This window comes from Micromonospora sp. KC213 (assembly GCF_004348325.1).
GTDB lineage: Bacteria > Actinomycetota > Actinomycetes > Mycobacteriales > Micromonosporaceae > Micromonospora.
Genome location: NZ_SMKF01000151.1, coordinates 1 through 15,013 on the forward strand (window position 1 = coordinate 1; position 15,013 = coordinate 15,013).

At 73.2% G+C, this 15,013-nt stretch carries 14 protein-coding genes and 1 pseudogene; 5 read left to right on the plus strand and 10 right to left on the minus strand.

The window, feature by feature from the left end:
- Positions 1-21: 21 nt before the first annotated feature.
- The 6 genes from glmM to E1166_RS23985 all read right to left on the minus strand — a co-directional run bounded on the left by glmM (position 22) and on the right by E1166_RS23985 (position 4,713).
- Positions 22-1,377 (minus strand): phosphoglucosamine mutase, encoded by a 1,356-nt coding sequence (gene glmM, locus E1166_RS23960; RefSeq protein WP_132342225.1) that lies wholly within the window; start codon positions 1,375-1,377, stop codon positions 22-24.
- A gap of 113 nt (positions 1,378-1,490) precedes the next feature.
- Entirely contained in the window at positions 1,491-1,955 is a 465-nt protein-coding gene (rpsI, locus tag E1166_RS23965; protein WP_088647409.1) for a 30S ribosomal protein S9, read from the minus strand.
- 20 nt (positions 1,956-1,975) lie between these two features.
- A complete protein-coding gene (gene rplM / locus E1166_RS23970) occupies positions 1,976-2,419 on the minus strand; it encodes a 50S ribosomal protein L13 (RefSeq protein ID WP_088982094.1) in 444 nt (147 codons plus the stop codon).
- A gap of 209 nt (positions 2,420-2,628) precedes the next feature.
- Positions 2,629-3,996, minus strand: a complete 1,368-nt coding sequence (locus tag E1166_RS23975) for a nitrate/nitrite transporter (protein WP_132342227.1) — start codon at positions 3,994-3,996, stop codon at positions 2,629-2,631.
- A gap of 176 nt (positions 3,997-4,172) precedes the next feature.
- The gene (locus E1166_RS23980; protein WP_132342229.1) at positions 4,173-4,466 is read right to left on the minus strand and encodes a type II toxin-antitoxin system PemK/MazF family toxin; all 294 of its coding nucleotides are present in this window, start codon (positions 4,464-4,466) and stop codon (positions 4,173-4,175) included.
- Positions 4,456-4,713, minus strand: a complete 258-nt coding sequence (locus tag E1166_RS23985) for a DUF6364 family protein (RefSeq protein ID WP_132268692.1) — start codon at positions 4,711-4,713, stop codon at positions 4,456-4,458. The genes E1166_RS23980 and E1166_RS23985 overlap by 11 nt, the downstream gene beginning before the upstream one ends.
- 173 nt (positions 4,714-4,886) lie before the next feature.
- Here E1166_RS23985 and E1166_RS23990 point away from each other — a divergent pair, with 173 nt between their 5' ends.
- From E1166_RS23990 to E1166_RS24010, 5 genes are all read left to right on the plus strand, one after another.
- The gene (locus E1166_RS23990; RefSeq protein WP_132342231.1) at positions 4,887-6,995 is read left to right on the plus strand and encodes a molybdopterin oxidoreductase family protein; all 2,109 of its coding nucleotides are present in this window, start codon (positions 4,887-4,889) and stop codon (positions 6,993-6,995) included.
- Between the two features lie 67 nt (positions 6,996-7,062).
- Entirely contained in the window at positions 7,063-8,490 is a 1,428-nt protein-coding gene (locus E1166_RS23995) for an FAD-dependent oxidoreductase (RefSeq protein WP_132268697.1), read from the plus strand.
- A gap of 50 nt (positions 8,491-8,540) precedes the next feature.
- On the plus strand, positions 8,541-11,063 hold the full coding sequence (gene nirB / locus E1166_RS24000) for a nitrite reductase large subunit NirB (protein ID WP_132342233.1): 2,523 nt from the start codon (positions 8,541-8,543) through the stop codon (positions 11,061-11,063).
- On the plus strand, positions 11,060-11,407 hold the full coding sequence (nirD, locus tag E1166_RS24005; protein ID WP_132268702.1) for a nitrite reductase small subunit NirD: 348 nt from the start codon (positions 11,060-11,062) through the stop codon (positions 11,405-11,407). Before nirB ends, nirD begins: the two co-directional genes overlap by 4 nt.
- Positions 11,407-12,495 (plus strand): uroporphyrinogen-III synthase, encoded by a 1,089-nt coding sequence (locus E1166_RS24010; RefSeq protein WP_132268704.1) that lies wholly within the window; start codon positions 11,407-11,409, stop codon positions 12,493-12,495. Before nirD ends, E1166_RS24010 begins: the two co-directional genes overlap by 1 nt.
- 160 nt (positions 12,496-12,655) lie before the next feature.
- On the opposite strand, the gene E1166_RS24015 is transcribed toward E1166_RS24010, so the two are convergent.
- From E1166_RS24015 to E1166_RS32245, 4 genes and pseudogenes are all read right to left on the minus strand, one after another.
- The gene (locus E1166_RS24015; protein WP_132268706.1) at positions 12,656-13,276 is read right to left on the minus strand and encodes an ATP/GTP-binding protein; all 621 of its coding nucleotides are present in this window, start codon (positions 13,274-13,276) and stop codon (positions 12,656-12,658) included.
- Entirely contained in the window at positions 13,257-13,619 is a 363-nt protein-coding gene (locus tag E1166_RS24020; RefSeq protein ID WP_132268708.1) for a DUF742 domain-containing protein, read from the minus strand. The genes E1166_RS24015 and E1166_RS24020 overlap by 20 nt, the downstream gene beginning before the upstream one ends.
- 91 nt (positions 13,620-13,710) lie before the next feature.
- Positions 13,711-14,118 (minus strand): roadblock/LC7 domain-containing protein, encoded by a 408-nt coding sequence (locus E1166_RS24025; protein ID WP_088976088.1) that lies wholly within the window; start codon positions 14,116-14,118, stop codon positions 13,711-13,713.
- Positions 14,115-15,013, minus strand: a pseudogene (locus tag E1166_RS32245) (ATPase); the annotation flags it as partial. The pseudogene E1166_RS32245 and the gene E1166_RS24025, both read right to left, overlap by 4 nt.

Here is a 15,013-nt window from a genome sequence, read left to right on the forward strand (position 1 = left end):
GGACCGGGTGGGCGGCGGCGGTCAGGCGGGCGGGCTGGCCGCGCGGACCTGGTCGGCGATGCGCTCGGCCACCGACCGGGCGGTCGCCTCGGTGGCGGCCTCCACCATCACCCGTACCAGCGGCTCGGTGCCGGACGGGCGCAGCAGCACCCGGCCGGTCTGCCCCAGCTCGGCCTCGGCCCGCTCCACCTCGGTACGCACGGCGGGCGCGGCGGCGCCGACGGTGCGGTCACCCACCGGCACGTTGATCAGCACCTGTGGCATCTTGGTCACCACCGCGGCCAGTTCCGCCAGTGACCTGCCGGTCTGCGCCATCCGCGCCATCAGGTGCAGCCCGGTCAGCACCCCGTCGCCGGTGGTGGCGTACGCCGGCATGACGATGTGGCCGCTCTGCTCGCCGCCGAGGGCGAGACCGGCGGCGCGCAACTCCTCCAGGACGTACCGGTCGCCGACCTTGGTCTCGAGCAGGCGGATGCCCCGCGCGGACATCGCCAGGCGCAGGCCGAGGTTGCTCATCACGGTCGCGACCAGGGTGTCCTGGGTGAGCGCGCCGGACTCCTGCATGGCGAGGGCGAGGATCGCCATCAACTGGTCGCCGTCGACCTCGACCCCGTCGGCGGTGACCGCCACGCACCGGTCGGCGTCGCCGTCGTGCGCGAGCCCCAGGTGCGCGCCGTGCTGGACCACGGCCTCGCGCAGCGCGTCGATGTGGTTGGAGCCGCACCCGTCGTTGATGTTGAGCCCGTCCGGTTCGGCGTGGATGGCGATCACCTCCGCGCCGGCCTCCCGGTAGGCGACCGGGGCGACCTCGGCCGCCGCGCCGTTGGCGCAGTCGACCACCACCTTGATCCCGTCCAGCCGGTGCGGCACCGTGCCGACCAGGTGCTGCACGTAGTGGTCCGCGCCGTCGAGCAGGTCGTGCACCCGGCCGACACCCGCGCCGATCGGACGTTTCCAAGCGGTGGTGCTGTTCGCCTCGACCGCCGCCTCGATCCGCATCTCGATCTCGTCGGGCAGCTTGTGGCCGCCGGCGGCGAAAAGCTTGATGCCGTTGTCCGGCATCGGGTTGTGCGAGGCGGAGAGCATCACGCCCAGGTCGGCCTTGGCCTCGGCGGTGAGGAACGCCACCGCCGGGGTGGGCAGCACGCCGACCCGGACCACGTTGGCACCGGCGCTGGTCAGGCCGGCCACCACGGCCGCCTCCAGCATCTCGCCGCTGGCCCGGGTGTCCCGGCCGACCACGGCCAGCGGCGGATGGCTCCTGTCCGACTCGGCCAGGGTGTGCGCGGCGGCCACCGCCACCGCCAGCGCCAGCTCCGGGGTGAGATCCGCGTTCGCCCGCCCGCGTACGCCGTCCGTGCCGAACAACCGGCCCATACCCGCCAACCTCCGATGAAACGGTCCCAGGAAAGAAGCGAACGGCCGGGCCGCCTCCCGTCGAGGGAAGGCGGACCCGGCCGTTCGTCAGAAGTACAACGTGCCGCTGAAGGTCAGCGCTTCGAGTACTGAGGAGCCTTACGGGCCTTCTTGAGGCCGTACTTCTTGCTCTCCTTGACCCGGGCGTCACGGGTCAGGAAGCCGGCCTTCTTCAGAGCCGGGCGGTCGTCGGGCTCGCTGACGATCAGCGCGCGGGCGATGGCGAGCCGCAGGGCACCGGCCTGGCCGGTGGTGCCGCCGCCACGCAGGTTGGCGATGACGTCGAACGCCTCGGGCTTCTCGGCGGTGACCAGCGGGTCCTTGATGAGCTGCTGGTGCACCTTGCTCGGGAAGTAGGCCTCGAGGTCACGGCCGTTGCAGGTGATCTTGCCGCTGCCGGGGACGATGCGGACCCGGACGATGGCCTCCTTGCGCCGACCCACGGTCTGGATCGGGCGGTCGCCACGAGGCGCGCGGGCGACGGGCGCCGGCGCCTCGGTGGCCTCGGGGGCGACCTCGGTCTCGGTGATGTCGGTCATGCTGTTTCCTTCGCCCGCGCTCACTGCGCGATCTGCTTGATCTCGAACGGCACCGGCTGCTGCGCCGCGTGCGGGTGCTCGGCACCGGCGTAGACCTTCAGCTTCTTGATGAGCTGACGGCCGAGCTTGTTGTGCGGGAGCATCCCCTTCACGGCCAACTCGATGGCCCGCTCGGGACGCTTGGTCAGCAGCTCGTCGTAGCCGACCTGCTTCAGACCACCCGGGTAGCCGGAGTGGCGGTAGGCGATCTTCTGCTGGCGCTTGTTGCCGGTCAGCGCGACCTTGCCCGCGTTCACGATGACGACGAAGTCGCCCGTGTCGACGTGCGGCGCGAAAGTCGGCTTGTGCTTGCCACGCAGCAGCGTGGCGGCGTGGGTCGCCAGGCGGCCCAGCACGACATCAGAGGCGTCGATGACGTGCCACTGACGCTCGATCTCACCCGGCTTCGGGCTGTACGTACGCACAGGTCTACCTTGTCTCGTCGTCGGTCTGGGGTCGCGCGCCGAGGTGACCAGGGCCTCCCGGTCGGACCAGCGCGCACGAACGACCAAGCGTACCTGATGCGGCACGCCTAAGAATGTCGTACAACAGCAGGCAACGATACCCGCCGCCCCGCCGGCAGGTCAAAACGGGGGTGGACCCGGCGTGGCCTGCGGCGGGGCGATGAGCGGGATCACACCCCGGCCCGTGCCATCCGCGCACCCGGCCGCAGGTACGCGACCCACGTCACCACGATCATCACCAGGAAGAGCACGAGGTAGAACCGCAGGGCCGGCTGGATGCCGCCGTAGGTCGACTTCGCCCAGGCGTAGCAGATCGGGACGAGGAAACCGCCGAAGGCGCCGACCGACGAGATGATGCCCAGCGCCCCGGCCGCCTGGCGGCGCATCGCCAGCATGGTTTCCGGCGAACCGCCCAGGTCCTCCCCCTTCACCTGGAAGATCCGGGAGATCATCCGGTAGGTCGAGCCGTTGCCGATGCCGGTCGCCACGAACAGCAGCATGAACGCCAGGAAGAAGAACCCCAACCGGCGCTCCTGCACCGACCACAGCGCCAGGTACGCCCCGCCGATCATCAGCACGAAGCTGGCCACCGTGATCCGGGCGCCGCCGATCACGTCGGCGAGGCGCCCACCGAACGGGCGACAGACCGAGCCCACCCCCGCGCCGAGGAACGCCCAGGACAGCGCGATGTCGGGCCGGTTGAACACCCCGTTGAGCAGGGTCGGGAAGGCCGCCGAGTAGCCGATGAACGAACCGAAGGTGCCGATGTACAGGAACGACATGATCCAGGTGTCCCGGTGCCGCAGCGAGGACCACACCGGGCCCACATCCGCCTTGGCCTCGGCCAGGTTGTCCATGAACAGGAACGCGCAGACCGCCGCGATCACCGCCAGCGGGATGTACATCAGGCCGGCCCGGGCCAGCGCGAGGCCCCCACCGAACACGATCACCTGGGGCACCACGAACTGCACCACGGCCACGCCGATGTTGCCGCCGGCGGCGTTCAGGCCGAGCGCCCAGCCCTTCTCCCGCTCCGGGTAGAAGAACGAGATGTTGGCCATGCTGGAGGCGAAGTTGCCGCCCCCGAAGCCCGCCGTGGCGGCGATCAGCAGCAGCGGCAGGAAGCCGATCTCCGGATGCTGGACCGCCCAGGCCAGACCCCCGGCCGGGATGATCAGTAGCAGGGCGGACACGATGGTCCAGTTGCGCCCGCCGAAGATCGGAACCGCGAAGGTGTACGGCAGCCGAAGCAACGCCCCGACGCCGCTGGGCACGGCGGTCAGCCAGAGCGCCTGGCTGGTGGTCAACTGCCATCCGACGTCGCCCAACCGGACGACCACGATGCTCCAGAGCAGCCAGACGGAGAAGCCGATGTGCTCGGCGAAGATCGAGAAGATGAGGTTGCGCCGGGCGATCCCACGGCCCACGGTCTGCCAGAAGTGGCCGTCCTCCGGGGCCCAGTGGCCGATCCACCGGCCCGGCCGGCGTTGCAGGTCGATCTCGTCCGCTGATGTGGCGGGCGCAGTCGTCGTGGTCATGAGGCGCTCCTTCCGGCCGGGGCTGTGTCGTGGCTCGCACGACCCACCGGCTCAGCCGGCGTCGAGCGACCCCGGGTGAAAGCTAGGCACCCGCCGTTACCGGAACGTTTCGCCGACGACGTCGGGCAGGCAACGGTGATCGCACCGGCCGGTCCGCCCGATGGTGAGGAGAGCGCTCAGAGCTGCTGGAGGATGCGCAGCGCCCGGGCCACCCGCTGCATGGTCTCGGTGTCGGCGAGATCCACGCACTCGGTGAACCACTTCTTCATGGGCGAGGAGAGCCGGTCCGGCATCACCACGTACCCGCCCATCGGCACCGCGAGGGGGGAGTCACGCAGCAGAGCCGTCTCCACCACCTCGGCCACGATCACGATGGGCACGTCGGTCGAGTTGTAGACGTCGGAGCTGATCACCAGGCCGAGCCGCTCGCGGGCTCCGGAGATCCGCCAGACCTCACCCCTACGCAGCACGCGGTCGCCCGCCGAAGAGCGCGTCGTCGACCAGGGCGACCTCCCGGGCGTCGGCGAGCGCGGCGGACTCCAGGTCGATCCCGGCCCGGCCGACCGCGGCGGCGTGCGCACGGAACACCTCGCGGAGCGCCTTCTCCCGGGCCGCCTGGTCCATCCAGGCGGAGAGCGACAGTCCTTCGCGCTTGGCGAACCGGCGGGCCTCCTCGATCGTCTCGTCCGAGAACGACAGGGTCACCTTGGCAGTCATGCCGACCAGCTTACGCCTGGTATGACCAGCAGTCATTCCCGCGCTCACCGGCGAACCGGACACGCCGAGCGCCGCACCGGTCGCCCTCCCCGGGTGCGGTGTGAGGCGCTCTTGACAGGGCCGAAACAAACGAGACCCGGTCCGGAAACCCCCCGCAGGCACGCTTCTCCAGCATGACTGACGGTGCACGCGCTGCGACCCGGCCGGGGATCCCACCCCGTACGGCCGAGACGCACTGCCCGTACTGCGCCCTGCAATGCGGGATGACCCTGCGCGACTCCGGCGACCGGGTGGAGGTGCTCCCCCGGCAGTTCCCCACCAACCGGGGCGGCCTCTGCCAGAAGGGCTGGACCGCCGCCGAGCTGCTGGACCACCCCGACCGGCTGACCACTCCGCTGCTGCGCGACCCGGCCAGCGGCGAGTTGCGCCCGGCCAGCTGGGAGGCGGCCCTCGACCGGGTCGCCGCCGGCATCCACGCCGTCCGGGCCGCGCACGGCAGGGACGCGGTCGCGGTCTTCGGCGGCGGCGGGCTCACCAACGAGAAGGCGTACGCGCTCGGCAAGTTCGCCCGGGTGGCGTTGCGTACCCGCAACATCGACTACAACGGCCGGTGGTGCATGTCCTCCGCGGCGGCGGCCGGCATCCGTGCCTTCGGCATCGACCGGGGGCTGCCGTTCCCGCTGGCCGACCTGGGCCGGGCCGACACGCTGCTGCTGGTCGGCGCGAACCCGGCGGAGACCATGCCGCCGCTGATGCGGCACGTCACCGACCAGCGGGAGCGCGGCGGCCGGCTGATCGTGGTCGACCCCCGGGTCACCGCCACCGCCCGCCAGGCGGACCTGCACCTGCAACCGCTGCCCGGCACCGACCTGGCGGTGGCCAACGCGCTGCTGCACATCGCCGTCACCGAGGGCCTGGTCGACAAGGCGTACGTCGACGCCCGCACCACCGGCTTCGAGGAGGTCCGCCGCACCGTCGCCGGATACTGGCCGGCCGAGGTGGAACGCCTCTCCGGGGTGCCGGTGGCCGACCTGGAGGAGACCGTCCGGGCCCTCGCCGACGGCAGCGCGATCATCCTCACCGCCCGGGGTGCCGAGCAGCACGCCAAGGGGGTCGACACGGTCAGCGCGTTCGTCAACCTGGCGCTCGCCCTCGGCCTGCCCGGCCGTCCCGGCTCCGGGTACGGCTGCCTGACCGGCCAGGGCAACGGCCAGGGCGGCCGGGAGCACGGGCAGAAGGCCGACCAGCTCCCCGGGTACCGCAAGATCGACGACCCGGCGGCCCGGACGCACGTGGCCGGGGTGTGGGGCGTCGACCCCGACGACCTGCCCGGCCCCGGCGTGCCGGCGTACCAGCTGCTGGACTCGCTCGGCATGCCCGGCGGGCCCCGCGCGCTGCTCGTCTTCGGCTCCAACCCGGTGATCTCCGCGCCCCGGGCCGCCCGGGTCACCGAACGGCTGCGCGGGCTCGACCTGCTGGTGGTGGCCGATTTCCTGCTCTCCGAGACGGCGGCGCTGGCCGACGTGGTGCTGCCGGTCGCCCAGTGGGCCGAGGAGGAGGGCACCATGACCAACCTGGAAGGACGGGTGCTGCGCCGGCAGGCCCTGCGCCCGCCGCCGCCCGGCGTCCGCACCGACCTGGACATCCTCGCCGGCCTGGCCACCCGCCTGACCGGCACCGACGCCGCGTTCCCCACCGACCCCCGCACGGTCTTCGCCGAGCTGCGGCGGGCCTCCGCCGGTGGGCCGGCCGACTACGCCGGTGTCACCTGGGAGCGCATCGAGCGCGACGAGGGGGCGTTCTGGCCCTGCCCCGACCCGGACGGGCCGGACACCCCCCGCCTCTTCGCCGACCGCTTCCCGACCCCCGACGGGCGGGCCCGGTTCCACCCGGTGAGCCACCGCCCGGCGGCCGAGGAGGTCTGCGCCGAGTACCCGCTGCACTTCACCACCGGGCGGGTGCTCGCCCAGTACCAGTCCGGCACGCAGACCCGGCGGGTGGCCGCGCTGCGCAAGGCCGCGCCCCGCGGCTTCGTCGAGCTGCACCCGGACCTGGCCGACCGGCTCGACGTCGAGGAGGGCGACGAACTGGTCGTCACCTCCCGCCGGGGCGAGCTGCGCGCCCCGGCCCGACTCAGCCCGGCGATCCGGCCGGACACCGTTTTCGCGCCGTTCCACTGGGGCGGCGCGGCCCGGGCCAACTCCGTGACCAACGACGCGACGGACCCGGTCTCCGGGATGCCCGAGTTCAAGATCTGCGCCGTACGGGTGGAGAAGGCATGAACGAACGCAAGGACCCGCACCGCACCGCCGCACCGCACCACCGGCCCGCACCAGGCGGAGGACGGCGATGAACATCGTCATCGTCGGGTACGGCATGGCCGGCTCCCGACTCGCCGCCGAACTGCACGCCCGGGGCGCCGACCACAAGGTCACCGTCCTCGGGTCGGAACCGCACCGCGCGTACAACCGGATCATGTTGTCCACGCTGCTCGCCGGGAAGATCGACGAGCCGGACATGGAACTGGCCGAGGTCGCCGGGCAGGGCGTGGACGTACGAACCGGCATCGGCGTCGTCGGCGTCGACCGGACCGCACGGGAGGTACGCACCGACGACGGCGACCGGATCCGCTACGACCACCTGGTGCTCGCCACCGGTAGCCGGGCGGTGGTGCCGCCGCTGGCCGGGATCGACCCGGCGGACCTGCCGCCACGGGTGGTCGCCTTCCGCACCCTGGACGACTGCCGGCGGATCCTCGCCGTCGCCCGGGACGCCCGCAGCGTCCTGGTGCTCGGCGGTGGGCTGCTCGGGCTGGAGGCGGCCCGCGGGCTCGCCGCCCGGGGCCTCGACGTCACCGTGGTGCACCCGATGGGGCACCTGATGGAGCGGCAACTCGACCCGGCCGCCGGGGCGGTGCTCGCGGGCACCCTCGAGGAACTGGGCGTACGGACCGAACTGGCGGTCGCGGCGTCCGGCGTCGACGTGGACGCCGACGAGATCCGGCTGCGGCTGACCGACGGCCGCACCCTCGCCGCCGACCTGCTGGTGCTCTCCTGCGGGGTACGCCCCGAAACCGGGCTGGCCGCCGCCGCCGGGCTGACCGTGGAGCGGGGCGTGGTGGTCGACGACCGGCTGCGCAGCAGCGACCCGGACATCTCGGCGATCGGCGACTGCGCCCAGCACGACGGCGCGGTGACCGGGCTGGTCGCCCCGGCCTGGGCGCAGGCCCGGGTGGTCGCGCAGGTGCTCACCGGAGAGGACCCGACCGCCCGCTACCGGCCCCGGCCGCCGGTGACCAGGCTGAAGGCGGCCGGGATCGACCTGGCCGCCATGGGCGACCCGACCACCGGCCCCGGCGAGGAGCTGACCTTCGCCGACCCGGCCCGGGGCACGTACGCCCGGCTGCGTATCCACCAGGAGCGGCTGACCGGCGCGATCCTGCTCGGGGACAACCCCTCCGTCGGCGCGGTGGTGCAGCTGTTCGACCGGGGTGGCCCGGTGCCCGTCGACCGGCGGGCGTTGCTGCTGGGCCGGGCGTTGGGTACGACGGCGGCGCCGGCCGGCTCCCCGGCCCTGATGCCCGACGCGACGACCGTCTGCCAGTGCAACGACGTGCCCAAGCGGGCGCTGGTGGCCTGCTGGCGGGCGGGCGCCCGGACGGTCGACGACGTGGTCGCCGCGACCCGGGCCGGCACCGGCTGTGGCGGCTGCCGGGACGCGGTCGCCGGCATCGTCGCCTGGCTTTCCGAGGCGGATTCCGTGGCGGTGCCCCGATGAGCGGACCTGAGGCGAGAACAAACGCGATGACACCGCGAGGAGGTGACGCGATGACCGGCGGACGATTGGTCGTCGTCGGCAACGGCATGGTCGGGCAACGGTTCGTCGAGGCGCTACGCGCCCGCGACCACGACCGCCGCTGGCTGGTGACGGTGCTCGCCGAGGAGACCCGGCCGGCGTACGACCGGGTGCGGCTCTCGGCGTTCTTCGACGGGGTCAGCGTCGAGGAGTTGAACCTGCACACCCCCGACGACGGGGTGGACCTGCGCCTCGGCGAGCCGGCCACCGGGATCGACCGGGAGCGGCGGGTGGTCACCACCGCGGCCGGTGAGTACCCGTACGACGCGCTGGTGCTCGCCACCGGCTCGTACCCGTTCGTGCCGCCGGTGGCCGGCACGGACCTGCCCGGGGTCTTCGTCTACCGGACCCTGGACGACCTGGCGGCGATCCGCGACCACGCGGCGGGCCGGCGGGTCGGCGCGGTGATCGGCGGCGGCCTGCTCGGCCTGGAGGCGGCCAACGCGCTGCGCCTGCTGGGCCTGGACACCCACGTGATCGAGTTCGCGCCCCGGCTGATGCCGGTGCAGGTCGACGAGGCCGGCGGGGCGATGCTGGGCCGCTGGGTCGCCGACCTCGGTGTCACCACCCACCTCGGGGTGGCCACCACCGCGCTGCGTCCCGGCCCGGACGGCACGGTCGCCGGGCTGGAACTCTCCGACGGCGCCACGGTCGACGCCGAACTGGTGGTGGTGGCCGCCGGCATCCGCCCCCAGGACACGCTGGCCCGGGCCGCCGGGCTGCCGGTGGGGCCGCGCGGCGGGGTGCTGGTCGACGCCAGCTGCCGCACCGACGACGAGCGGATCTGGGCGGTCGGCGAGTGCGCGGCCGTGGACGGCACCTGCCACGGTCTGGTCGCCCCCGGGTACGCGATGGCCGAGGTGGTGGCCGACCGGCTGCTCGGCGGCGCGGCGACCTTCCCCGGTGCGGACACCGCCACCAAGCTCAAGCTGCTCGGCGTGGACGTGGCCTCGTTCGGCGACGCCCACGGCACCACGCCGGGCTGCCTGGACGTGACGTTCACCGACCCGGTGACCCGCTCGTACGCGAAGCTGGTCCTCTCCGACGACGCGCAGACGCTGCTCGGCGGCGTGCTCGTCGGCGACGCCAGCGCCTACCCGACGCTGCGGGCCAGCGTCGGCGGGCCGTTGCCGGCTCCCCCGCTGGCGTTGCTGGCGCCGGCCGGCGGGGCGGGCGCCGGAGCCGGCGCGCTGCCCGGCACCGCCCAGGTCTGCTCCTGCAACGCGGTCACCCGCGACGACATCGACACGGCGATCGCCGGCGGCGCCTGCGACGTGCCGGAGCTGAAGGCGTGCACCCGGGCCGGCACCAGCTGCGGCTCCTGCGTGCCGATGCTCAAGCAGCTGCTGGACGCGGCCGGGGTCAAGCAGTCCACCGCGCTGTGCGAGCACTTCGACGCCAGCCGGCAGGAACTGTTCGACATCATCCGGGTCCGGGGTATCCGTACCTTCTCCCAGCTCGTCACCGAGCACGGGCGGGGACGCGGCTGCGACATCTGCAAGCCGGTGGTGGCCTCGATCCTCGCCTCGCTGGGCGCCGGGCACGTACTCGACGGTGAGCAGGCGTCGTTGCAGGACACCAACGACCACTTCCTGGCGAACCTGCAACGGGACGGCAGCTACTCGGTGGTGCCCCGAATCCCCGGCGGGGAGATCACCCCGGAGAAGCTGATCGTGATCGGCGAGGTGGCCCGCGACTTCCAGCTCTACACGAAGATCACCGGCGGGCAGCGGATCGACCTGTTCGGGGCCCGGGTGGAGCAGCTGCCGCAGATCTGGCGCCGGCTGGTCGACGCCGGCTTCGAGTCCGGCCACGCGTACGGCAAGGCGCTGCGGACGGTGAAGTCCTGCGTCGGCGAGACCTGGTGCCGGTACGGGGTGCAGGACTCCGTCGGGCTGGCGATCGCGTTGGAGCTGCGGTACCGGGGTCTGCGGGCCCCGCACAAGCTCAAGTCGGCGGTCTCCGGCTGTGCCCGGGAGTGCGCCGAGGCCCGCAGCAAGGACTTCGGCATCATCGCCACCGAGACCGGCTGGAACCTCTACGTCGGCGGCAACGGCGGCTTCCGGCCCCGGCACGCCGACCTGTTCGCCACGGACCTGTCCACAGAGGCGCTGGTCCAACTGATCGACCGGTTCCTGATGTACTACATCCGCACCGCCGACCGCCTGCAACGCACCGCCGCCTGGATCGAGGCGATGGAGGGTGGCCTCGACCACCTGCGCTCGGTGATCGTGGACGACTCGCTCGGTCTCTGCGCCGAACTCGACGCGGCGATGGCCCGGCACGTGGCGTCGTACTCCGACGAGTGGCGCGACGTCCTCGACGACCCGGAGCGGCTGCGCCGCTTCGCCTCGTTCGTCAACGCTCCCGAGGTACCCGACCCGTCGATCAACTTCACGCTGGAACGCGGCCAGCGGGTGCCGGCGCGCGGGGCGCCACCGACGGGCGGCGAGCGTCAGCCCGTCGCGCTGGGACTGCCGGAGGTGCGGCGATGACCACGGCGTTGACCCGGGACTGGACAGCGGTCTGCCCGCTGGACCGGCTGGATTCCGACCGGGGCGTGGCCGCCCTGGTCGACGGGGTGCAGGTGGCGCTCTTCCGCACCGGCGACGAGTTGTACGCGGTGGACAATCTCGACCCGGTCGCCGGGGCGTACGTGATGTCCCGCGGCATCGTCGGCAGCCGGGGCGGGGTGCCGACGGTCGCCTCCCCGCTGCACAAGCAGGTCTACGACCTGCGGACCGGACAGTGCCTGGACCTGCCCGGAGTGACTCTGCCGGTGCACCGGGTCCGCTGCCGGGACGGGCTGGTCGAGGTGTGGTTGCGACAGGAGGAGTGATGCGGGATGAACTGGCCGGCTTCACCATCGGCGTGACCGCCGACCGGCGCCGCGACGAACTGGCCGCGCTGCTGCAACGGCGCGGCGCCCGGGTCGTGCTCGCCCCGGCCCTGCGGATCGTGCCGCTGGCCGACGACAGTGACCTACGTGAGGCGACCCGGGCCTGCCTGGAACGGCCGCCGGACGTCCTGATGGCGAACACCGGCATCGGCATGCGTGGCTGGTTGGAGGCGGCCGAAGGCTGGGGGTTGGCCGAGCCGCTGCGTGCGGTGCTGTCCCGCGCGTACGTGGTGGCCCGGGGGCCCAAGGCGCGGGGCGCGATCCGGGCCGCCGGGCTGCACGACCAGTGGTCGCCGGACTCGGAGAGCTGCGAGGAGGTGGTGGGTCACCTCCTCCGGCGGGGCGTGGCCGGTCAGGTCGTCGCCATGCAACTGCACGGCGACCGGCAGCCGGAGTGCACCGAGGCGCTGGAGGCGGCCGGAGCCACCGTGATCGAGATACCGGTCTACCGGTGGGCACCACCCACCGACCCGGCCCCGCTGCACCGGCTGATCGACCTGGTCGCCGGCCGACTGGTCGACGCGGTGACCTTCACCTCCGCACCGGCGGCCGAGGCGATGCTGCGGGCGGCCGGTGACCGGGCGGACACCGTGCTGGAGGCGTTGCGCGGGGACGTGCTGGCCAGCTGCGTCGGCGCGGTCACCGCGGAGCCACTGGTACGCCGAGGGGTGCCGGTCAGCGCGCCGGGTCGGGCCCGGCTCGGCGCGCTGGTCCGGCAGATCGTGGACGAGTTGCCGCGGCGTACGGTGACGGTGAAGGCGGCCGGGCACCTGCTGACCCTGCGCGGGCACGCCGCCGTGGTCGACGGTGATCTCCGCCCGCTGGCTCCCGCCCCGATGGCGGTGCTGCGGGCACTGGCCGCGTCGCCGGGGAAGGTGCTGTCCCGCACCGCGCTGCTGCGTACCCTGCCCCGGGGTGCGGACGAGCACGCGGTGGAGATGGCCGTCGCCCGGCTCCGGGTGGGGTTGAACGCGCCACGGGTGGTGCAGACCGTGGTCAAGCGCGGCTACCGGCTGCGGATCGACTGACCGGGCGGCCCGGCGGGCTGAGGCCGGCTGCGGAACATGGCGGTGTCGGAGGACTTCCGACACCGCCATGTACGCCAGAAGGGCTGACTCGGCGGCCGGCGCGCCGTGCGGCAGGCGGCGCGCCCGGTGCAGCGCGCCCCTCCGGCGGGCGGTACCGGGCTCAGCCGACCGGGGCGTACCCCCGGCCATGCTCGGCCTCGAGACGCTGCATGGCGTGCTCGACGACGGTCACCAGCACCTGCTTCACCGATTCCCGGTCCCGGGCGTCGCAGAGCACCAGCGGCACGTCCGACGGGACGGCCAGCGCCTCACGGACCTCGTCCAGCTCGTAGTGCGGTGCGCCGTCGAAACGGTTCAACGCCACCACGTACGGCAGTTGGCGGTTCTCGAAGTAGTCCAGCGGCGCGAAGGCGTCAGTGATCCGGCGGGTGTCCACCAGCACAGCGGCGCCCACCGCGCCACGGATGATCTCGTCCCACATGAACCAGAACCGGGTCTGACCGGGGGTTCCGAAGAGGTACAGGATCAGATCCTGCGCCATGGTGATCCGGCCGAAGTCCATGGCGACCGTGGTGGTCTCCTTGCCGGGCACCTTCGACGGATCGTCGATGCCCACCCCGGCCGACGTCATCAGCGCCTCGGTGGTCAGCGGCGTGATCTCGGAAATCGCCCCTACCAGGGTCGTCTTTCCCACACCGAAACCACCCGCGATCACGATCTTCGCGGAGATGATCTCCCGGCTACGGTGCGCCCCGGCGGGGTCATAGTTCGCGAAGTCCACTTAGCACCCTTCCCAGCAGGTTCATTCGCTCCTCGTAGCCCGTGGCGGGAGCGGAAGTGTGTAGCGTCAGCAGGCCGTCGGCCACCATGTCGGCGACCAGCACCCGGGTGACGCCCAGCGGCATCCGGGTGTACGCGGCGATCTCCGCCAGCGATTGCGCCCGACCCTCGCAGACCGTGGCGATGCGGTACTTGTCGTAGCCGGCGAACCGTGCCTCGGCCGCCTGGGTGGGAGTGGCCGACATGACCGCCTCCAGGGCGATGTCCCGGCTCGGCTCGGTACGCCCCCGGGTGACCGCGTACGGTCGCACCAACGCACCGCGCGGGTCCCGCCGTGGTTCCATCCGTGTCACCTCCTCCCGCCCGGCGTCGCGCCGGTACCGCTTCCCCCGTTCCTCGCCGGGCGCGAGCGCGCCCGGCGTCGTACCGTGCCGGTCAGGAACGCACCGCGTCGCGCGGCAGCGGCACCAGCGCGGCGCCCACCCGCTCCACCAGCAGGGCCATCTCGTATCCGACCTGCCCGACGTCGCAGCTACGAGCGGCGAGCACGGCCATCGACGAGCCGTCACTGATCGACATCAGGAACAGGTAGCCGCTGTCCATCTCGATGACGGTCTGAAGCACCCCACCCGCGCTGAACATCCGGGCGGCGCCCTCGGTCAGGCTCACCACGCCGGAGGTGATCGCCGCCAGTTGGTCCGCCCGGTCCGGCGGCAGGTCCCGGGATGAGGCGAGCAGCAGCCCGTCCGCGGACACCGCCACCACGTGGGCGATGCCCGCCACGCTGTCGGCGAAGTTGGTGAGCAGCCAACCCATGTCCTGCATGGCCGCTGGCCTGTTCATCGGCGCGTCTCCTTGGTAGAGGTGCTGTTCTGTTCCGTACCGGCCGACCGGCCGCGCTGCACGCCCCGGTGGTAGGCGGACAGCAGGCCGCGTACCTCGTCGGGGGTGCGCCGGCTGCGGTCCCGGCCCCCCTTCGGCTCGATGCCGCCGGGAACGAGTTGAGCCTGGGGCACCCGCTTCGGCAGCCCCGAACGGGTGGTTCCGCCGGCGGCCGGTTCGGCGGCGCGGTTCGCCCGCGACCAGCCTTCGTCGGCCGCGGTCCGCCAGGCGTCCGACTCCGGGGCGGACGGTGCGGCCGGGGGCACCGGCGGCTGGTACGACGAGGGTGGCGTGACCGACGGGGTTCCGGCGACGTTCGGCGTGCTGGGCACCCGGGTCGGCAGTGGCGGCCGGGACGGCGTCGCGGGGGTTTCGTCCCGCCAGGCTGCGGGCGGCGGCTTCTCGTCGAAGTTGGGCCGGGTGAAGATGGCGGTGGCGTCGTCCCCGTGGGAGCGGAACCAGACCGCCTCCATCTCCCGGAAGATCGGCGAGTCCGCCGGACGCTCCGGACGGGCCACCACCGGGGCGGCCGGCACGGTCGCCGGGTACGTCACCCCGGCGGCGGGCGGCGGCGAGGCCGTGGCGAACGGCGATCCCGCGGTGACCGGCGCCGACATGTCGGTGAGCGGTGCCGCCGGCGTGAGCGGAGCCGCCGCGATGGGTGGCTCGGCGCCGGACGCTCCGGCGACCGGCCCGAGCGGCAGCGCCGGGGCGGGCGCGGGCTCGGCGACCGGGGTCCGCCTCGGCAGCGGACTGACGACCGGGTTGGCCACCGTGGGGGTGCCGACGGAGAAGCCGTACGACGGCTCGGCCGGCACGGTGCGGGCGGGTGCCACCGAGGGCGGCACGGCGGGGG